At 51.2% G+C, this 20,485-nt stretch carries 15 protein-coding genes and 5 tRNA genes; 3 read left to right on the top strand and 17 right to left on the bottom strand.

The annotated features are described in order from the left end of the window. Positions 1–174: 174 nt before the first annotated feature. From rplY to JQC75_RS08015, 3 genes are all read right to left on the bottom strand, one after another. Positions 175–462, bottom strand: a complete 288-nt coding sequence (gene rplY / locus JQC75_RS08025) for a 50S ribosomal protein L25 (protein ID WP_203326877.1) — start codon at positions 460–462, stop codon at positions 175–177. 646 nt (positions 463–1,108) lie between these two features. After that, the gene (gene mepK / locus JQC75_RS08020; protein ID WP_203326876.1) at positions 1,109–1,657 is read right to left on the bottom strand and encodes a peptidoglycan L,D-endopeptidase MepK; all 549 of its coding nucleotides are present in this window, start codon (positions 1,655–1,657) and stop codon (positions 1,109–1,111) included. A gap of 145 nt (positions 1,658–1,802) precedes the next feature. Next, the gene (locus JQC75_RS08015; RefSeq protein ID WP_203326875.1) at positions 1,803–3,059 is read right to left on the bottom strand and encodes a L,D-transpeptidase family protein; all 1,257 of its coding nucleotides are present in this window, start codon (positions 3,057–3,059) and stop codon (positions 1,803–1,805) included. A 354-nt stretch (positions 3,060–3,413) separates the two neighbouring features. Between JQC75_RS08015 and JQC75_RS08010 the strand changes: the two genes are divergently transcribed. Beyond that, positions 3,414–3,692, top strand: a complete 279-nt coding sequence (locus tag JQC75_RS08010) for an HU family DNA-binding protein (protein ID WP_203326874.1) — start codon at positions 3,414–3,416, stop codon at positions 3,690–3,692. 471 nt (positions 3,693–4,163) lie between these two features. On the opposite strand, the gene JQC75_RS08005 is transcribed toward JQC75_RS08010, so the two are convergent. The 9 genes from JQC75_RS08005 to JQC75_RS07965 form a co-directional block, all read right to left on the bottom strand. Further along, complete coding sequence (locus JQC75_RS08005) at positions 4,164–5,792, bottom strand: methyl-accepting chemotaxis protein (protein ID WP_203326873.1); 1,629 nt, start codon at positions 5,790–5,792, stop codon at positions 4,164–4,166. 932 nt (positions 5,793–6,724) lie between these two features. After that, positions 6,725–6,811, bottom strand: a tRNA-Leu gene (locus tag JQC75_RS08000). A gap of 38 nt (positions 6,812–6,849) precedes the next feature. Beyond that, a tRNA-Cys gene (locus JQC75_RS07995) sits at positions 6,850–6,923 on the bottom strand. Positions 6,924–6,953: 30 nt separating this feature from the next. Continuing rightward, positions 6,954–7,029: transfer RNA gene (locus JQC75_RS07990), tRNA-Gly, on the bottom strand. 185 nt (positions 7,030–7,214) lie between these two features. Continuing rightward, positions 7,215–7,763: a CDP-diacylglycerol--glycerol-3-phosphate 3-phosphatidyltransferase gene (gene pgsA / locus JQC75_RS07985; protein ID WP_203326872.1), complete on the bottom strand. Its 549-nt coding sequence runs from the start codon at positions 7,761–7,763 to the stop codon at positions 7,215–7,217. Between the two features lie 48 nt (positions 7,764–7,811). After that, positions 7,812–9,575 (bottom strand): excinuclease ABC subunit UvrC, encoded by a 1,764-nt coding sequence (gene uvrC, locus JQC75_RS07980; RefSeq protein ID WP_239002141.1) that lies wholly within the window; start codon positions 9,573–9,575, stop codon positions 7,812–7,814. 59 nt (positions 9,576–9,634) lie between these two features. Next, positions 9,635–10,279: a UvrY/SirA/GacA family response regulator transcription factor gene (uvrY, locus tag JQC75_RS07975; protein ID WP_203326870.1), complete on the bottom strand. Its 645-nt coding sequence runs from the start codon at positions 10,277–10,279 to the stop codon at positions 9,635–9,637. 321 nt (positions 10,280–10,600) lie between these two features. Next, a tRNA-Ser gene (locus JQC75_RS07970) sits at positions 10,601–10,691 on the bottom strand. A gap of 368 nt (positions 10,692–11,059) precedes the next feature. Then, positions 11,060–11,150 (bottom strand) — tRNA-Ser (locus JQC75_RS07965). A 203-nt stretch (positions 11,151–11,353) separates the two neighbouring features. Between JQC75_RS07965 and JQC75_RS07960 the strand changes: the two genes are divergently transcribed. Both JQC75_RS07960 and fabA read left to right on the top strand, forming a co-directional pair. Next, positions 11,354–13,084: a S16 family serine protease gene (locus tag JQC75_RS07960; RefSeq protein WP_203327160.1), complete on the top strand. Its 1,731-nt coding sequence runs from the start codon at positions 11,354–11,356 to the stop codon at positions 13,082–13,084. Positions 13,085–13,162: 78 nt separating this feature from the next. Continuing rightward, positions 13,163–13,678, top strand: a complete 516-nt coding sequence (gene fabA, locus JQC75_RS07955) for a bifunctional 3-hydroxydecanoyl-ACP dehydratase/trans-2-decenoyl-ACP isomerase (protein WP_203326869.1) — start codon at positions 13,163–13,165, stop codon at positions 13,676–13,678. Between the two features lie 201 nt (positions 13,679–13,879). Here the strand turns inward: fabA and rmf are convergent, their stop codons facing one another. The 5 genes from rmf to rlmKL all read right to left on the bottom strand — a co-directional run bounded on the left by rmf (position 13,880) and on the right by rlmKL (position 20,401). Further along, complete coding sequence (rmf, locus tag JQC75_RS07950; protein ID WP_011759719.1) at positions 13,880–14,056, bottom strand: ribosome modulation factor; 177 nt, start codon at positions 14,054–14,056, stop codon at positions 13,880–13,882. A 175-nt stretch (positions 14,057–14,231) separates the two neighbouring features. Beyond that, entirely contained in the window at positions 14,232–16,109 is a 1,878-nt protein-coding gene (locus JQC75_RS07945; protein WP_203326868.1) for a DUF3466 family protein, read from the bottom strand. Between the two features lie 27 nt (positions 16,110–16,136). Further along, on the bottom strand, positions 16,137–18,053 hold the full coding sequence (locus tag JQC75_RS07940) for an ABC transporter ATP-binding protein (RefSeq protein ID WP_203326867.1): 1,917 nt from the start codon (positions 18,051–18,053) through the stop codon (positions 16,137–16,139). A gap of 1 nt (position 18,054) precedes the next feature. Further along, positions 18,055–18,282, bottom strand: a complete 228-nt coding sequence (locus tag JQC75_RS07935) for a glutaredoxin family protein (RefSeq protein WP_203326866.1) — start codon at positions 18,280–18,282, stop codon at positions 18,055–18,057. Next, complete coding sequence (gene rlmKL / locus JQC75_RS07930; protein WP_203326865.1) at positions 18,275–20,401, bottom strand: bifunctional 23S rRNA (guanine(2069)-N(7))-methyltransferase RlmK/23S rRNA (guanine(2445)-N(2))-methyltransferase RlmL; 2,127 nt, start codon at positions 20,399–20,401, stop codon at positions 18,275–18,277. Before rlmKL ends, JQC75_RS07935 begins: the two co-directional genes overlap by 8 nt. Between the last annotated feature and the right edge of the window lie 84 nt (positions 20,402–20,485).

Here is a 20,485-nt window from a genome sequence, read left to right as displayed (position 1 = left end):
ACGCTGCCATACCCGTAGCCCATACCCGTTGCCATCATGGCGACTCATCACACCCTGCCACAGCGATTCACAGGCGATACATCACCGGCGCTTGTTGAAATATGAGCACAGCTATCAGCACTGCGGGCACAAAAAAAGCGCCCATTGGGCGCTTTTTCCGGCAAAGCTTAATGATTAAGCGTAAACGAAGTCTACGTGGTCAATCATTGGCTTGAATACGTGACGCTGCATAGCCTGAGCGCGTACGTTTACTTCTTTGCCGTCCAGAACGATGGTCAGAACGCTGGTGTAGAAGTCAGCGTTAGCCTGGATGTTGATGATGTCCTTGTGGTCAAAAACGATGGATACTGGCTCTTTGCCAACACCGTAAATAACAGCAGGAACTTTACCCTCACGACGCAGGCGGCGGCTCGAACCTTTCCCGATCTCAGTGCGGGTTTGTGCAGGAATAGTGTAAGACATGTTTTCATCACTCATATCAGAAAGTTACAGCGCAAATTGATTTTCGACCAACCAAATCACACTGGCTCCGTCAAACACGAAGCGCGCGCATACTAACACAGCCACCCGCACCGGGCAAGGCAAGACTGTACTTTGGCTGCAGGGCAACCAAATTGCTAAACAAAGTTTGCAATTGTAACTGCAGGGAAAATCTTATGGTTACCAAGAGTTGGTCCGTGATCTTGCTCACATTTCATCCAGAGCACCACTGCTACGCTGCAACGGATTGGCTTCTGGAGACTCACCATGGTCACAAATAATACTGGCGTCAACGATTTAATGCGTCAGTGGCAAGGCAGCTTTTATTTGTTGGATGCCTTAATGAATCGGTTGGAGTACAAGTTTGACACCTTGGTGATTACCAATGACACCATGGATTTGCTCTTGGCCGAAGCTATCGCCTGTACAGGGGAGCTCGACAGCCTGACCAGTCGTTTGGCGGGCAGAAACAGACCCTCATCACTGCGCCAATTTTACTGCAGACTCGCGGCAACCTTGTCAGACTGGCAAATGAACAGGGAGCAATCAGGCCTCAGGACCGGATGTTGCTCCCTGTTATCAGACTATGCAGTGCTGCTGAGCGAACTGGATGCCTGGTGTAAAAGCGTTACCAGCTGCGCACACGCCCCACATCCACATGCACAAAACCCGACTGGGGATAGTAACCAACTCCACCCAGCTTAAGCTCTTTGGCGGCGTCTCTCAGTCTATCCAAACGGATCCCCGGGATAGCGATGTCTATAGCTTTGCCTTCCATGTGCAGGCTTTTCTTGGCCACACCACCACTTTTATTGGCCAGTTTGGCATTGGTTTGCGGTGAACGGTAACCGGAAATAATGTGGATTGTATCCTGGGTTTTTAGGTTTTCCTGTAAATGAAACAGCAGGTCATACAATCGCTTATCCATTGGTGCAGCAACATTTGCGCGGTGATCACGCAAAAGATGATCAAAGTCCGTCAAAATCTCTTTTTGATATTTACCATCGACCCAGTAAGCTCCCTTGCCTTCTTCCTGGGTATGGCGGTTAAACATACTCAGCATCCTGCTGCCTTGAGTAGACCGGCTGGCCATTGCCGGCGATGAAATTACAGAAAACATTGCCATGCTTCCCAGCCCAAGCATTAACTGCCTGCGAGCAGGAGAGAAATTTGTCACTCAGTCACCTTTGTATTGTTTTTGGTCAAAACAGCCAGAAAATATAACGAAAGGCTTATATGATCAAGCTTTCTGACGCATAAAGTATGACCGGGATCAAAATTCAACCCGTTCGAAAACAGCAGTTATTTTTGATTATTTGAGGCTATTTGGCAGCAAGAATTTGATTATTTTGCGCAAATCCGTAGATGTCTTCTCTGAATTGCGCCTTGCCTTCGGCGTCGACCCAGCTGGTCCAGTAGACGAAGTGAACCGGTAGCCGTTCCTTAAGGGTAAACCAGCGGGTGGTTTGGGGAGTTTGCAGGCTTTGCTGCCAGCGGCGGGGATCGGCCAAGCGTCCATCGGCAAGCCAGGCAGACAATTCGTTGATTTTTTCGACCCTGACACACCCCGAAGACAATGCCCGCATCGATTCATCAAACAAATGCTTATCCGGGGTATCGTGCAGATAGACATTATCATCATTGGCAAAGTGTAATTTAAACCGCCCCAATGCATTGTCCGGACCGGGACGCTGCTCCAATAGATAGGGGAATTTGCCGGCTGCCGCGCTTTGGAAATAGTCGTCCGTCTCTTTTACTTCTTCACCTTCACGGCTCCAGACGATAAAGCCCTTACGAGCAAGATAGCCGCCGTCTTTACGTACCTTTGGCAGCACATCAAGGCGCATTAGGCGCCTCGGAACCCGCCAGGACGGATTCACCACAACGGCACTTATCTCGCTCTGAATAAAGGGAGTTTTACGACTGGGTTTACCAACAATCACCCGGGAATGCATCAGCGCCTCGCCATTATCAACCAGCTCCAAATCAAAGGCGGGGATATTAACCAACACATAGGTAGGTGGCAGAGCTTGCCGCTCACGACTTTGCAGTAAATAGTCTTTTGCAAGCCGCGCGGCCCTTGCCTCGGGTGAAAGGTTCAGCCAATAGAGTGTTTTGGGGCCAATAACCGCATCTTGCTTGAGCCCATGACGCCGCTGAAATGCCCGCACACCCTGTGCCACTTCATCATCGTACCGTGGGGATACAAGCTGAGGCTCAGTATCCATATCCCCCAATAGCCATAGCCGCTCAGCAATTGCCGCCACCTCAGTATGAGAATCACCGGGTCTGAGCAAACCATTCAGCACTATGGGCTGCCAAGGCTGATCGGCTAACCAAAGCAAGTGCCGCAGCCGGTTCATGGTAGTGAGAAATCGGTCGTTGGGCTCAAGGGCTATCAATCTTGAGTTGAGATCCTGTGTTGCATTTTGATGATGAGCCGATTCGGCTATCCCGTATGTGTTACCCCCCTCGTCAAGGCGTCCCTGATTTGGGTGCATACCAAGCTGGCGCCAGGCGTTTTTCAGCCTGAGATAGTCCTGCTCCAGCGACTTGCTGTCAGTGTCGAAATTACGCATCAAGGGGCTTAGTTCCCCCTCGAGAGAGGGTTCAGCCAAAATCAACAAACTGGCCTGGTCCCGCATCAACTGACGGCTGTAAGCCGCCTCAGCGCCTAATGCTGCTGTCGTAACCAAGCACAATAAGCAAATCCAAAAGACTCTTGCCATAACGACTCCTGCAGGCGTATTCCTTCATGCCTTGTCTTAATGATGGCATCTGGATCAGCCCCTGTCATACCACTGCTGACTGACTTCTCGCGCAGAAACCCATCAACTGGCCAAGGATCAAGGTTTTGCACTTGAAGATCATTTTCAAGCTGATATAACTGGCCGCTTTTTTAACGGTCTTTCTTTGAGGTCCCTGGAGCGCCCATGAACAAAGCCACACTGACAAAGTCCATCGCCAAGGCTACCGGCGTCAGCCAATCCGAGGCAAAACGCCAACTTGAGCAAATCCTGGCTTCGATTCGTCAGGCATTGGAAGAGGGAGAAACACTCTATCTGCCGCAATTCGGCACATTCGAGCTGCGTTATCACCTTCCCCGTCAGGTTCGAAACCCCAAAACAAGGGAGATGATGGAAGTAGCAGGATTCAATCAGCCAAGTTTTAAACCCGCACCGGCTCTTAAACAGCTAATCTCGGGCCGATGACACTCTCATCAGGGCACAAAGCACCACATTTGTCTCACACGCAGCTCCATCATCAGCCATCATTACCAGCAGATGGAGCCTGGCAACGACGACGAACGTCCCAAACAAGGAAAGACACAGGTCTGTGTGTGCGACAGTATCACCTTCGCCATCAGCCGGTTTAGCAATTCAAGCACCAATTTAAGAGCCTGTTCAGAGACCGCATTTCACCGTGATAAATCGCCAATGACACAGCAAAATTTACCGTCGCCTATCCAGTTTGCACTGGATGCAACACCGTAAGTGATGCTTTAGCAGCCGACTTGTCAACCCTAACGATGTTTACAGCGCCTCTGTGTGCATACAAGTCTTATTCAGGCTCCTGACATGGGTGTTAATGGTTTGCCCCACAAACACCTCATTTCCGCAGTTTGTCTGAGCCTTCCCTAGCGATTAGATTTCCGGACTACAAAAACCTCAAAACAAATTCAATCAGACTTTAAATTTACTGACCTGATTGCTGAGAGCGACGGAAACTTCCTGGAGTGCACTGACAACGAATCTATTTTTTCGCATTTCATCTGCGGTCTGCCGTGAAACTGACGCAATATATTCAATATTTTTTGCAAGTTCGACGATTGCTCTGGATTGTTCGCTCGTCGCTTGAGAAACATTACGAACGTTATTTAGTGAATCTTCAGCCTGACGTTCAATTTGTTCGAGCATGTCAGCAGCTTGGTTTGCTAACGCCAAGCCTTGAGTGACTCTTGGAGCAGAGGTTTCCATACCCCTAACGGCATGAAGCGTTTCGGTCTGCACATGCTCAATCATACCCGCAATTTCCGTTGTTGCTTTGCTGGTTCTCTCAGCCAATTGACGCACTTCATCTGCTACGACCGCGAAACCGCGCCCGGACTCGCCGGCCCTCGCCGCTTCGATAGCTGCGTTTAATGCCAATAAATTGGTTTGCTCCGCAATACCGCCAATAACACTTGCAATACCGGCAATGTCTTTAGACCTCTGCTGTAAACTGCTTATCTGTGATGCTGACTCTTTTACTGTTTTAGCAACCTCCGCCATCTCCATGGCTGCATTCTTCACAAGTCTGGCCCCTTCAGCAGATATGGTTGCGGTTCTTTCTGAGTTTTGCTCCGTTTGCTCAACTGTTTGAGCGACACTGCTTAAACTTACGGTTAGCTCTTCAATGCTTGCAGCAGATGTTATCGCTGATGACGCTTGGGTTTCTGAGGCATGAAGAGCCTCCTCGGAGGCCCGTTCAAGCTCGATGGACTTATCCGATACAGTTTTTGCACCCTCAATGACTTGTTTTAGCGTGTAGCTCAGTTGTTTCTGCATACCGGAAACCGCAGCCAACATACTGCCTGACTGAGTGACTATGATGTCCTCTGTTAAATCTCCGCAGGCTATTCGGCTAACGATATCAGCAGCAACGACAGGCTCACCGCCCAGCGACTTCCGTAAATAGCTGCTGATGTACCAAGCCATGACGGAGCCAATCACGATGGCAAGCAGGGTTAGCAATATCATTGTCACAGCAAACCCGGAAGCAACGTCGCGAGCGTAAGCTGTCGCTTTCTGATTTTTCATTTCTTGATAGTCGATAAACGCATTGATGCTCGCCAGCCACTCGACAAAGGCAGGGCTCATTTTTTCCAACAATAATGCTTGAGAGGCTGCCTGGTCGCCCTGCTGACGCAATCTGATCACTTCTTGAGCCATGGGCTGAGCTCGCCTTTCAACGTCATGGATTGTGCTCAACAACCTTTTCTCTGCCTCGGCAACATCTGAAAGCTCAATAAACAGATCGTCCATTGGCTTCTTGGAAGCCAAATAGAAATCCTCCAGTCTTTTAATATCATTGAGAATTTCAGGTAGAGACTGAATATCAGGAACCAGCGTCACGTCTCTCAGTGCAATAGCGCGATCGTGAACGCTTCCACGAAAGTTGATGGCATAACGCTGCTTTACCGAATTGACTTCATTGATTTCTGAGAGTGTTTGATTGATTTTTTCTACGCGTTGGACCCCAAAAAGGGTTAACGCAACCATTAACAGCAATATGCCACCAAAGCTTAACGCAAGACGCATAGCAATGGTCATCGGACGTTTCCCACCCATGTTAAAACCTCTTTATAAACAGCACTATCAGCAACAATGTCGACAGGTTCTGATGTAACGAGACCGGCTAAGGTTCTCGTCACGCTCAAATACCCACAGCCAAAATCATCATTGGACGCAAAATCTCAATCGCCTTCACTTGGCTTTAACCATTTACCACGATGATCTTTATCACCTGAGCACATCATCAAAGTAAGCATCTGGCTTTTCTTTTGGCGTCGTTAAATACGGTCCGCTTTTTCTCGAGCGCCACGCCCATCTCCCCAAGAAAAATTGCAACCATCCAGTCCACTTAATCCAAAATCAGTAAACAAATCGCTTTCTAATCAATGCCCGCAGACTTCCTCGAACCAGCATGTTTTACTGTCATACCGAGATATTTACGTGACGCGGCCGTTAAAACGCCCTGGCTTCACGTCACTGTGGGTTACCGGAAATACGCACCAAGGCGACGGATTTTGTCTCAATAGGCCGTTCCGACATCCCTTACAGCGACCCGATTTTTGTGGTTAACGCCATATGACAACCTAATCGGTCTTCCAGTTACGTAAACCAAGGTTGGAAGGATCAATTACCCGCAAGGATGACGCACGGCCCACAAAAGCCTGGTGACCAGTTAAGCGAGCGCCGTGCCTAAACTCTGGACTTCGTCTTTTTGCAATCTTCAAACGATGAGTCAGTTGCATCGACCCACCCGGCCATCTAAAGAAAAAGCGAGCGTTGTCGCGCCATAAGAATATGACTTCAACAGTGGGATATGACCAAAAAGTGAGGGGTACAGTGATGATTGACGGTGACAGAGACCCATAGTCACAAGGCGCCACGCAAAAAACTTCAGGTGGCCATATAAGGCGGCACGGATTTGTAAGGTTGAGCTTGATTGGGCTTGATTGGGGGTAACTGATTGACTTGAATGGTACCCGAGGACGGACTTGAACCGTCACGGCGTTACCGCCGAGGGATTTTAAATCCCTTGTGTCTACCGATTCCACCACTCGGGCAAAGTGTCGATGCTTCGCTTATGGAAGTTATCGAAAAGTGGAGGCGCGACCCGGAGTCGAACCGAGATCGACGGATTTGCAATCCGCAGCATAGCCATTCTGCCATCGCGCCATCTTGTACCAAGCTTCCGGGGAGGAAGATTGGAGCGACATATCGGGTTCGAACCGATGACCTATACCTTGGCAAGGTATCGCTCTACCAACTGAGCTAATGTCGCATTTGCTTTTACTTTTCTGAGCAGTGCTCGGAGTTTTAAAGCGTCTGCACTCAAAGTTTCCCCTGACTGCGGATTGGCATTCTACCGATTTCACCCTCACTGTCAAATGCTTATTTTCAGTGAAGATATCGTGTGCACACTAATTAAACGACCTGTATTAAACACGCACAATCACGGTCGATTCTTTATTCAGAAGTCAGATCTTTCCAGGCTGCGAGGATATAGCTCATCATTGACCAGAAGGTCAAAATCGCCGCGAGGTAGAAAAGGCCATAGGCCAAATCCACCAAGAATGTATTGGGTTTCCAAATAAGACCAATGATAGCAACCATTTGCGCGGCAGTTTTGTACTTGCCAATCCAGGACACGGCTACTGCACCACGCTTGCCAATTTCGGCCATCCATTCACGCAGTGCGGAAATGACGATTTCCCGGCCAATCATAAAGAGCGCCGGTAAGGTCATCCAGGGGCTATTGTAGTCGGCTACCAGGAGGACCAACGCGGTCACCACCATCACCTTGTCAGCAACGGGGTCTAAAAAGGCACCAAAACGCGTCAGCTGCCCGAGTTTACGGGCCGCATAACCGTCAAGGGCATCGGTAATGGCCGCCAGCCAAAAGACGAGGGCTGCCGCAAAGGGTGTCCAGGAATAAGGAAGGTAAAAAATCACCACAAAGACCGGTAACAAAAACAGTCGGAATAAGGTCAAGGCAATGGGTAAATTAAACGGCATGGGAAACCCTGGGAGTTCGAAAGCAGCGCCAATCTTGCCTGATTTTTGTCACCCCCGCAATGCGTCGTGGATAGTTTGCGCCATTTCTGCGCTGATCCCGGGCACCTTGGCAAGCTCAGCCACGCTGGCATTTTTAACCTGCTGTAATCCACCGAGATATTGCAGCAGCGCCTTACGCCGCTTTGGACCAATTCCGGGGATAGACTCAAGGGTCGAGGTATTGCGGGTTTGCTGTCTTTTCGCCCTGTGGCCGGTGATGGCGAAGCGGTGGGACTCATCACGAATATGCTGGATGAGGTGCAGAGCCGGATTATCAGACTCCAGCGAAAACTCGGCTTCGCTGCCGCCAAAAATCAGGGTTTCCAGCCCGGGCTTGCGGCTTTCCCCTTTGGCAACCCCAACCAGCAGCGGCTGGCGTTCGAGCTCAGCAAACTTGTCTTTTACTATGGACATGGCCGCTCTTAGCTGCCCAAGTCCACCATCGATAAAGATTACGTCGGGCACCTTGCCGGTTCGTTCGATTTTATCAAATCGTCGTGTCAGCGCCTGCGCCATGGCCGCATAGTCATCTCCCCCGGTAATGCCACTGATGTTATAGCGGCGATACTCACCTTTATTGGGGCCTTCGCGGTTAAAGACCACGCAGGAAGCCACTGTGCTTTCCCCCATGGTATGGCTGATATCAAAACACTCCATGCGTTGAATAGGCGCACTGAGGCCCAGCACCTCCTCGAGGAGTTCCATGCGCTGCTCAACCGTGCTCTTGTGTGCCAGCTTGGTGACAACGGCGTTGGCAGCATTGGTATTGGCCAGACGTAAAAACGCCGCCCGCTCTGCCCTCACCTTGGATTTAATTTCAAGCCGGTGGCCCAGTGAGTCCTGCATCGCTGCCTCAAGCTCGTGCAAGTCTTCAAACTCCTCCCCGAGCAAGACTTCTTTGGGAATGCTGCGATGCGCCTCATTCCCCAAATAAAATTGCAGCATAAAGGCACGGAGCACTTCGCCAAGCTCGGTGGCATCGGGCACGGCGGGAAAGTAGCTGCGGCTGCCGAAAATTTTGCCTTCACGGATAAACAGAATATGGAAACAGGCAATACCCGAGGCGTAATTCACCCCGATGACATCCATATCCCCCTGTTGGCCCGAGACATTTTGCTGCTCGGCCACCTTACGAAGCGCCTGAATTTGGTCGCGGTAGCGGGCCGCCGCCTCGTATTCCATTGCGATAGCAGCGGCTTCCATTTTACTGACCAAACTGGCAATAACCTGTTGGTCCTTGCCCCGGAGGAACAAGGTTGCCAGCCGTACCTGTTCGTCATAGTCTTCATCGGAAATTTTGCCCACACAGGGCGCTGAGCAGCGGCCAATTTGGTATTGCAGGCAGGGCCGTGAGCGCGCGCGGTAATAGGCGTCTTCACACTGGCGAATGGGAAACAGCTTTTGCATCAGATTGAGGCTTTCGCGCACCGCGCCGCCATTGGGATAAGGCCCAAAGTATTCGCCTTTTTCCCGCTGAGCGCCCCTGTGGTAGGCCAGTCGCGGATGTTTGTGGCCGCTGAGTAAAATATAGGGGTAGGATTTATCGTCCCTGAGCAGCACATTGTATTTGGGCATGTACTGCTTGATGTAATCATTTTCCAGGATAAGGGCTTCAGTCTCACTGTGAGTCACAGTCACATCGATGTTGGCGATGTTGGAAACCAGTGCCTGGGTTTTGATGTTGGGCAGATTGGTCCTGAAGTAGGACGACAACCGCTTTTTCAGATCTTTCGCCTTACCAACGTAGATAACCTCTGCCGAGGCGTCATACATCCTGTAGACACCGCTGGCACTGGAAACCGTTTTTAAAAAGGCTTTATGGTCAAACACGCTTAAAACTTGCCGGGATCGATAATCTTGTGGCGAATAGCCAGACGGGTCAGTTCAACGTCGCTGCTTATCCCTAACTTGGCAAACAAGCGATAGCGGTAACTGTTCACCGTTTTGGGACTCAGGTTCAGCTGCTCGGCAATATCGTTCACCTTCATGCTGTTAATAATCATCATGGCAATTTGCAGCTCGCGCTCTGATACCTGCTTGAATGGATTTTCGTCCGTTTGCGTCAGTTGACTCAGCGCCATCTGCTGAGCGATTTCAGGTGACAAATAACGCTGACCACAGGCAACCTGGCGAATGGCCTGCAACACTTCGGGCGGCTTGGCCCCCTTGGTGAGGTAACCAAAAGCACCGGCTTGCATCACCTTGGTCGGGAATGGATCTTCAGTGTGCATGGATAACACGATGATCCGTGCATGGGGCTGATAACGCAGGATTTTACGGGTTGCTTCAATACCGCCGATACCGGGCATATTCATGTCCATCAGTACAACGTCGGCTTCATTCTGTTTGGACCAGGTTACGGCGGTTTCGCCATCTGGGGCCTCACCCACAACCTTGATACCCCGCTCATCTTCCAGGATCCTGCGGATCCCGGTACGCACCAACTCGTGATCGTCGACCAAATATACAGAAATCAAGTTGCACCACCCTGTTTATTTTTGTTTTTACGTAGCTGACCACGCTCCTTGCGCCCAGCAGCGTTAATTTATCCCAAAGTATAGGTGACTGGCAAAGAATTCCCGCGCATTTTGCATTGGGCAGTTACCGCATTATTGTGCGGTAAATCAGATGCTTTGCCCTGTGTATAAATTACCGCCATGGCTGCGACGTGACGGATTATGAAGGCGAAACAGGATGGGCGACCGTCAGCAGGGATTCAGGAGCAGAGAACCGGGGAGACGACAGGAAAGTCCAGAAAGCGAAAAGGCGCTGTCCTGAGACAGCGCCTTTTCTTAATATGGCGGAGGAGCAGGGATTTGAACCCTGGGTGGGCTATAAACCCACGCCGGTTTTCAAGACCGGTGCATTAAACCACTCTGCCACCCCTCCGAACGAGACGCATAATATCCGTGAGCCCCCGGGCTGTAAACCCCAATTTTGCAAATTTGTGCCGATTGCTCATTTGAGCAGCAAGAACAAGTGATTGAGGCAAAAATTCCGCCATTGGGATCTTGAAAATAGGCCACGGACGGATAGAAAACAGCCGGTACAGCCAAGTAAAAGCACAACAAGTAAAAGTAAAAACAGTCGGTAAGCAGTGCCTTTCAAACGAACACCAACGCAACAAAGATTGATTACAGCACAGAGATGAAGGCATGAAATGCAGAGCGCACATGACGGCTGATAGTCAGCCCAATGGAAATGAAGGCAGGTAAAAGCGAAAAGGCGCTGTCCTGAGACAGCGCCTTTTCTTAATATGGCGGAGGAGCAGGGATTTGAACCCTGGGTGGGCTATAAACCCACGCCGGTTTTCAAGACCGGTGCATTAAACCACTCTGCCACCCCTCCGAACGAGACGCATAATATCCCTGAGACTGCGAGCTGTAAACCTCTTTTATCAAAAAAACAATCGATTGCTTATGCTTTATCCAAATGGATCTGTTTTTGTACAGCGAAGAAGAAATACCTTCCCTTACCGGCTCACAAGAGAGTGATAACAAGGAGCAAGGATATGCTAAAATCCGCCCAACGATGATTTTTCAATGACTTTTATGCATCCATCTTTGATTGCCGCCGAGCGGCTAAGCCCTGCCTTTCATCTTCCAAGTGGCCTGTCAGACAATCCCGGTATAGGGCATCTGCTGCTGTGCCAGGACAGGCTTCTCGACGCCTTTACCCTGGCAAGCCAAATCCCATCTCAGCACCTGTTTTTGGCGGATTTCCCGGGCGTGCACCGGGAATCATTGTTCGGTGCACTGGCCCAATCGGCACCGGTTCCGCCAAGAGAGTTGGTAGCACGACGTAATGAAGCCGGCACGCAACTGGTCTGGGAGACTGCGCGTCAAGGAGAGCATGGCACCCTCGCCCGAGAGCAAGGACTTTTCACTGTACTGGCTCACCAGATAAAACGGGCAGACCTTTTGGGCTTCATGGCGGAAGACGCAAATGGTAAGCCCCAATACCGCCCCGGCGCCCTGGCCAGTTACCCCTATGTTTTTATCTGTGTTGAGGCCATTTACAGACGCGAAGGACTCTGGCAATTGCTGTTGGATGTGCTTGATAAAGGCAGCTATCGTGTTGGCAAGGATATGCAGGTTCCGCTGCAATCAACCATTATCCTGGTTGGCAGTGCCCTACAGTATTCTGAACTGCGAGCCCATGACAGCAGCTTCAGCCGCCACTTTCCCCTTCTGGGTGAAATGGCCCACGAGCTCAACCTGACGGTCAAATCCGAGCAGGAGTATGGCCTGTGGTTGAAAGCCCTGGCTCATGAGTGTGGCTTCCAGCTGGACGATTCAGCCATGGCCCCCCTGTTCAGCTTTGCCTCAAGGGAGTGTGAACATCAGCAGCGCCTGTCACTGTCTGGCCAGGACATGGTACAACTGTTCGCCCAGGCTGCAGTGTATGGCCGCTCAGACAGACTGGATTCCAGTGCCATCGACAAGGCCATTAAGCAACTTACCCGGCGCCACAACAGCTCAGAGCGCTTCTCGGCCCAGAGTTTTGATGACAGCTTTATCAACCTTCCCACCAGCGGAGAAATGATTGGCCAGATTAATGGCCTGACAGTCATCGACAGCGTTGATTATGCCTATGGTGAGCCAGCCAGAATTACCGCAACTGTGCACTATGGTGATGGTGAAGTTGCCGATATTGAACGCAAATCTGAACTGGGCGGCAATATCCATGCAAAAGGCATGATGATCCTTTCCGCTTGCCTGTATCGCATTTTTGGCAGGGACGCACCACTTCACCTGAACGCCAATATCGTGTTCGAGCAGTCTTATCAGGAAATTGATGGCGACAGTGCATCCCTCGCCGAGTATTGCTGTTTGATGTCCGCCATCGCTGAGCAACCGATAAAACAATCACTTGCTATTACAGGCGCCCTGGATCAGTTTGGCAATGTCCAGGCAATCGGCGGCGTTAACGAAAAAATCGAAGGCTTTTTCAATCTGTGTGAACGTCGCGGTCTATCTGGCGAACAAGGGGTGATCATCCCCAAGGCCAATATGCTGCAACTGAACCTCGATAAAAAAGTCATAGATGCCGTTTCCAAGGAGCTGTTCCATATCTATCAGGTCGCGCACATGGATGAGGCCGTGGAGCTGCTGATGGCCCTTCCTGCGGGTAAGGCCGATGAAGAGCATAACTTCCCTGAGAATACGCTTTATGGCCTCGTACAGGCCAGACTGGATAAACTGGCGGGTGATGAGCCTATGGATGAGCCAACGGGGATCTTTGCATCCCTGCTCGCAAAATGGCCATTTTCCAGAGCCTAAATCGGTGGTTGGACTTGTTTGGCGTACAGGTGTTCGCTAATCTTTGGCACTCTTAATGATGGAGTGGTAACTATTACAATGACTAAAGCAAACAGCTACACCAAAGAAGAACTGATCGCCTGCGGCCATGGCGAGCTTCTTGGCAAAAATTCTCCCCGTCTGCCCGTGGACAACATGCTGATGATCGATCGCGTCGTGACCATTAACGACAACGGCGGCGCCTTTGGCAAAGGAGAAATAGTAGCAGAGCTGGATATTAATCCGGATCTCTGGTTCTTTGGTTGCCACTTCGTTGAAGATCCTGTGATGCCGGGTTGTCTTGGCCTTGATGCCATGTGGCAGTTGGTGGGTTTCTTCCTCGCATGGGAAGGCGCTCAGGGCAAAGGTCGAGCCCTGGGTGTGGGTGAAGTTAAATTTACCGGTCAGGTGCTGCCAGGCGCCAAGAAAGTGACCTACAAGCTCAATATCAAGCGCACCATTCACCGTAAGCTTGTGATGGGCATTGCCGATGCAACTCTGGAAGTGGACGGCCGTGAAATCTATTCCGCCACCGATCTGAAAGTGGGTGTGTTTACCGATACCTCCACCTTCTGAGCCAGATACAAAAACGACAACACCGGCTTATGCCGGTGTTTTTATTTGTGCCTGCGCGGCTTCCATGTCTACCTTGGTACGCTTGGCCAGACCCAGTCGCTTTCTTCTTGAGCTGTGTCGCACCTTGCCGAAACCACGACACTGCCCGGCAGGCACAAAAATGCCCTCTTTTCAGGGAGGGCAAGTAGCTGCATTACGTGATTACTTGGTAAAGAGTCCGGTTATTCGGCCATCTACCCCCTCGCGCCAGCCTCCCAGCCATTGTGAACGCGAATCAAGATTGGAATAGGGGCACATCTCCTTTGAACGACCACCCACTCCGGCCTGAAAGCCCTTAGCAAAAGCTCTGTCCAAGCGATCTCTTTTTTGTCTCTTCATGCAAGCGTCCTCTGTTCTACATAAACAAGAAGCAACAGCTTCACCTGTAGAAATAGAACTTTTCAGAGACGAGATCAATCAAAAAAACACTCGATTTTACCGAGTAAATATTAAGCTATTGAGACAGTGAAGAAAAAAAGGGGCCACTAAGGCCCCTGATTTTTGATTGCTGGTTTTAGCGTACCCGGCGACGGAGCCAAACCAATGGCAGCAACAGTAAAGCGAACAGACTGGCGGCACCCTGACGCTCATATTTTTCGCCACCGGTGTTTTCATCCACTTCGGTACAAGCCACCGCACCACTGCCTGCCGGTTCCAGCACCACAGCACGCGGCAGATAAGACGTCACCGGATTCCCATTGCCATCCAGTTCGAACACAAACTTGCCGTTTTCGACCACTGGCAGACCTTTGTCATCAACCTTGTAAACCGGTTTGCGCACAAAGGCTGTACCCACAATAACGCCCGCTTCATTGATACTGTTGGCTTCAACAATCTGGATATCGGCGCTGTAGGTCAGGGTCTTACCACTGCCGTCTACGACTTCGATCTGATGGCGTTGCCATTTACCTTCACTGCCCTGCTCAAAACCCTTCGACTCACAGGTCAGCAGGTTATTAAGATTGGAGAACTCGCCCCCCTCTGCCGCGTTCATATCAAACAGGAAGCCAGCCTTGGGACGTGGCTTTTCCTTCTCGTGGGTGGTTTCGATATAACCGACTACCTGCCCCTTGTTATTGATGCTCTTGGCACGGCTGGAAAGATCTGACGGGGTACTGTAGAAATCGTATGGCACCACAGGCTTGGCATCTGCCGCCTTGGTATCAAAATAGAAGAACTTGTCGCGCTGATATCCCTGAATGAAACTGCGATAAGAACCCACCAGGATGCCATTGTCGTTGACATCGTATGCAATGGAGCTCTGGACATCATCAACATTGATTACGGGCACCCAATGGTACTCATAGCTGCCATCCTGCTTACGAGTCCAGAATGCGGCATCCATACGGAAATAATCTTCGTTCCCGTTACGGTTTACATGGGAGCGCCCCACCACAGTCCCTTCGGCATTGATGCCAAGTCCCTGCGCTGTATAAGTGAGAGTTGAATCTGCAGCGGGTGTCAGACCCAGTGGCAATTCAGTACCTGTCACTGTGTCGTTATCCAGCTGCCACACATAGGCGCGGGTCTGATACTGCACGTTTCGGGTACCGGCAGAGTTGGGATATTGCTCAATCTGCACGCAGATATCCACTGGCAGAGCACCTTCAGCACTGGCGTTATCCAAACAGGCCTGTACACGCTCACCGCCATAGCGACTGATGTCAGTGCTGGCATAACCGGCAATCAGGTTACCCGACACGGCTGTGGCAGCAGAAGAACCACCGACGTAGACCTTCTTGTCAGACTCACCTTCCTTGGTGCTGGTGTATTCCACATAGGGTGGCAACAGGGCAACATCGCCGCTGGCAGTTTTAGCCACGCCACGTAATTCAAAGTCCCGGTAGTACCAATACTCTTGAGTGTCAGAAGAGCCTGTATAATCTAGCGTTTTCTCAGGACCTGTGGTTGCACCGACTTTAACACCCTCATCGGAAATGCCGTAGTAGAAGGTATCTATCGAGTTGATGGTCTCGGGAACACTCAGATCTGTGTCTTTGGGCGGTGTGGTGCCATTGATGCTTTCGAAGGTTGGCACCCAGGCACCTTCAGCGCCGTTGGCGGCAGCGGTAAAGGTAAAGTTGTTGGCAACAATTGGCAACACTACCGAATAGGTGATTTGCTCTTCGTCGGCAATCCCATCATCACTGTCGATGATGCCACCTTCCACGTCATCAGTGGACAACTTCTTGCGGCCCTTGGAGATCCCAACCAATTCGTTGTTGTCGTTGACACCCATGGCGTAACCATTGCGGGTTCCTTCCAGAGTGCCTTGAAGATCGTAGTTTTCGATGTTTTTGATTTCGTAAACCGGAGCAGCCTGAGCACTTCCAAGTACCCCGAGCACACCAACAGCCACCAGGGACAATGCCTTTTCCAACTGTAACTTCATTAATAACTTCCCATAATTATCATTGGTTTACTTCATTGACTCGAGTTCTTCCCAACGCTCGAAGTAAACGTCCAATTGCTGTTCTTTTTCGCCCAGCAGTGCCAGCCGCGCGTTAACCGTATCCTGTGCCTGAGCGTAAAACTCCGGCTGATTCACTTCCTGTTGCAGCGCTGCGATATCGGCCTCGAGGGCTTCCATCAACTCAGGCAGGGTATCCAGCTCCCGCTGCAATTTATAAGAGAGTTTCTTTTGCGTTTTTACATCAGCTTGCTGTTTTACCACAGGCGCCTGAGCTTGGACACTCTTTTGCCCGTCAGGTTCCGCCGCCTCTGTATAGAATCGTGCACCCTGGTCGACAGCATCCTGATAACCGCCCACATATTCGGCCCAGCGGCCATTACCGGTAAACCACCAGCTGCTGGTAACGGTATTGTCGATAAAGGCCCGATCGTGACTGACAATAAGCAAGGTGCCATCGTATTCAGTCAACATGGACTCGAGCAGCTCCAGGGTTTCGATGTCCAAATCGTTGGTGGGCTCATCGAGAATGATGAGGTTGGCAGGCCGTAGCAGCAGCCTTGCCAGCAGCAGACGGTTTTTCTCACCACCGGAGAGGGCTTTCACCGGCGTGCGGGCCCGCGCGGGTGAAAACAAAAAGTCCTGCAGGTAGCTTAAAATATGACGATCGCGGCCATTGACCGTGACCGTTTGTTTGCCGTCACCGACGTTTTCTTCAACGGTTTTCTCTTCGTCGAGGTTTTCGCGGTATTGGTCAAAATAAGCAACTTCCAGTTTGGTACCGGTTTTGATGTTACCGGACTGGGGCTCAAGTTGACCTATCAGCAATTTAATGAGAGTCGACTTGCCACAGCCATTGGGACCAATCAGTGCAATACGGTCACCGCGCATCACGCTCACCGAAAAATCCCGCACCAAATCTTTATCAGCCAGGTTGTAATTCAGCTCGCTGACATCAAACACCAGCTTGCCGCTGCGCTCGCCTTCAGCGACGTTCATGCGCACGTTCCCCTGGCGATTGAGTCGCTCAGAGCGCTCCATTCGCAGTGCCTTGAGTGCCCTCACCCTGCCTTCGTTACGGGTGCGACGAGCCTTGATCCCCTGGCGGATCCACACTTCTTCCTCGGCCAGTTTTTTATCAAACTGAGCATTGGCTTCTGCTTCGTGTCTGAGCCATTCGGCCTTGCCTTCAAGGTACGCCTGATAGGTGCCGGGCCAGGAAGTGACTATGCCACGATCCAAATCGAGGATTCGAGTGGCCATGCGGTTGATAAAGCCACGGTCGTGACTGATAAAGACGATGGCACCTTTGTAGCTCAGCAAAAACTGCTCGAGCCACTCGATGGTATCGATATCCAAATGGTTTGTTGGCTCATCGAGCAGCAAGAGTTCAGGCTCGCTCACCAGGGCTCTGGCCAGAGCGACTTTACGCTGCCACCCACCGGAAAGTTCGCTGAGCGGCTTATCGGGATCCAGCCCCAGGCGCACACAGTGGGCCTGAATTCGGCTATCCAGCTGCCAGCCATTCAAATGGTCAAGCTTGGCCTGCAGCGTTTCCATTTCCTTGAGCATACGCGTTTGCATGGTCGCATCGGCGGTTGCCAGGTCATGGGACAGTTGATGGTAGCGCTCCAGCACTTCACCGGCCTCTTTCAGGCCCTGGGAGATGTAGCTGTAAACACTGCCGGACTCCGCCTTGGGCGGGTCTTGCTGCAAACGGCTGATACGCACGTCAGTTGCCAGATTCAGCTCACCGTCATCCAGATGCACTTCACCATCCAGAATTTTGAGCAAGCTGGACTTACCGGCACCGTTACGGCCGACAATACACACACGCTCGCCGGCTTCGATGCTGAGGTCGGCGTTTTTCAATAAGGGAACATAGCCATAGGCCAAAGAGCCATTGGTGATACGAACAAGACTCACATCAGACTCCTGTAAAAGAGGTCACATCGACAAGTTCAAACGGCCAACCGAGCTCGGCGCCGTCCTGCTTACGTAAAAGTACGGGGATACGCACTCCATAACGCTCAGCAAGCGACTCATCATCACAAATATCCACCATCACGCAAGTCACCCCGGCCTCTTGCAGCAGCGCTTCGGCCAAATGGCACAGGTGACAACCATCGGTGTGGTACAACACAAACTCAGCCATGGGTCACGACCCAGCAGTTATGGATCTGCGGATTGCGGGCATAGTCCATTGGCAACACTCTGTCGTCAATGTTCACCGCTCTAAGGCCCGCCGCTGCGAGGGCTTCCATATCCATTTTGAACTTGCGTTTATTGTTGGAGAACACAATTTCACCGCCAGGACGCAACAGCTTTTTCAGGGATGCCAGCAAATGAACGTGGTCACGCTGTACATCAAAGGAGTCTTCCATCCGCTTCGAGTTTGAGAAAGTGGGCGGGTCGATAAAAATCAGGTCAAACTGCCTTTCGCAATCGCGGATCCACTGCAGACAGTCGGCCTGTTCAAACTGATATTGACGTCCAATCAGACCGTTCAACATAAAGTTGTCTTTGGCCCAGTTGAGATAGGTATTGGACATATCCACCGTGGTGACCGACTTGGCGCCACCTTTACCTGCGTGCACAGACGCACTGCCTGTATAGGCAAAGAGGTTGAGCACGTCTCTGTTTTTGGCCTTTTCACCCACCAGTTTGCGGGTCAACCTGTGGTCTAGGAACAACCCGGTGTCCAGATAGTCGGTGAGGTTCAGCTTAAAGCTGCAGCCATACTCGGTGGTCACAAGCTCAAGCTTTTCGCCATCCAGCTTTTGATACTGATTGGTGCCCTTCTGACGCTCACGGGTTTTGAGCACTATCTTGTCCGGGTCAATGCCAAGCGCACGCGGCAGGGCGAGCAGTACATCGGTCAGGCGTCTTTTGGTTACTGACTCGGGAATAGCAGAAGGCGCAGCGTATTCCTGCACCACCACGTAATCCAGGTATCTGTCGACCGCAACGTTGTATTCGGGGATATCGGCATCGTACAAACGATAGCTGTCGATGCCTTCACGCTTGGCCCATTTCTCCAGCTGCTTGAGGTTTTTCTTCAAGCGATTGGCAAAAGGTGCAGCGATTTCGCCGCCCTGCCCCGTGGTATCCACAGGAATATCGCGACGGGTACTGGTGGCATGCAAGGTATACAGATTAAAGGCACATTCCAGGGCGCCGTTGTACATCTTCATCTGTTTGTCTGCTTTGAGTTTGAGTGACGATACCAGCTCCATATCGCTGCACAGCAAACCAAGCTTCCAACCACCATAGCTCTGCTTGAACTTTTCACCTAGCTGGAAATAGAGCTGCAGCAAGCTGGTGACGTTACCCATACGCTCACCATACGGCGGGTTGGTCAGCACCATACCCTCTGCCACCGGCGGATCAAGATTCAGGGCATTGGCCACTTTAAAGTCGATAAAATCGAACACCCCGGCACTGTTCGCATTGCGTTTGGCCAGCGCGACCACCCGCGAATCTATATCGGAGCCATAAAACTTAAGCTGGCAACGGGTTTTACCGAGGGAAGCGCGGGCCTTGGCTTCGTCAAGCACCTGTTGCCAGACGGCCCCATCATGTCTGCGCCAATATTCAAATCCAAACCGCTCACGCATCAGACCCGGGGCAATATCACAGGCCATCATCGCAGCCTCAATCAGCACGGTACCGCTGCCACAGAAAGGATCCAGCAGGGTCACGGGATTGTCGGCCCAGCCACTGCGATACAGCATGTTGGCGGCGAGATTTTCTTTCAACGGTGCTTCACCGGTGTTACCACGATAGCCACGCTGGTGCAGTGCTGGGCCGGAGAAGTTAATCCCAATGGTGATTTTACCGCGGCCATAGTGGGCATCGATACGGATGTCGGGATGGCCTTTAACCACATCCGGGCGACTCAAATCATCATCACGGAATCTGTCTACCACGGCATCTTTGATTTTCAGCGCGCCAAACTGGCTGTTATTGATAAAGCCGCCGGTACCGTGAAAATCGATACTGAAGGTGTTGCGATTATTGAAGTGTGATGGCCAATCGATGGTGTAAGCGGCGTTATAGAGCTGTTCGGCACTCTGACATTCGCCGGTAAAGAGAATAAGTACTATGCGACTGGCCAGGCGTGTCCACAGGGTAATTTGATAGCCTTGCGCCAGGGTGGCACTGAAATACACGCCAGCGACGCTTTCGCGCACGTTCTCTGCGCCAAGTGTTTCCAATTCTTTGGCCAGTGCATATTCAAAGCCCTTTGGGGCGGCAGCAAAAAAGTTAAACATGAAAAGTTACGCCTGCAGAAAAATCAAAGGGCATATTATACCCGCTCGACACTTTAAAAGATAAGCAATCTTGGGTTTGCGCCG

Origin of the sequence: Shewanella litorisediminis, from assembly GCF_016834455.1 — a bacterium.
Lineage (GTDB): Bacteria > Pseudomonadota > Gammaproteobacteria > Enterobacterales > Shewanellaceae > Shewanella > Shewanella litorisediminis.
The sequence above is the reverse complement of the archived record's forward strand: the minus strand, read 5'-3'. Positions and strand labels throughout refer to the sequence as shown.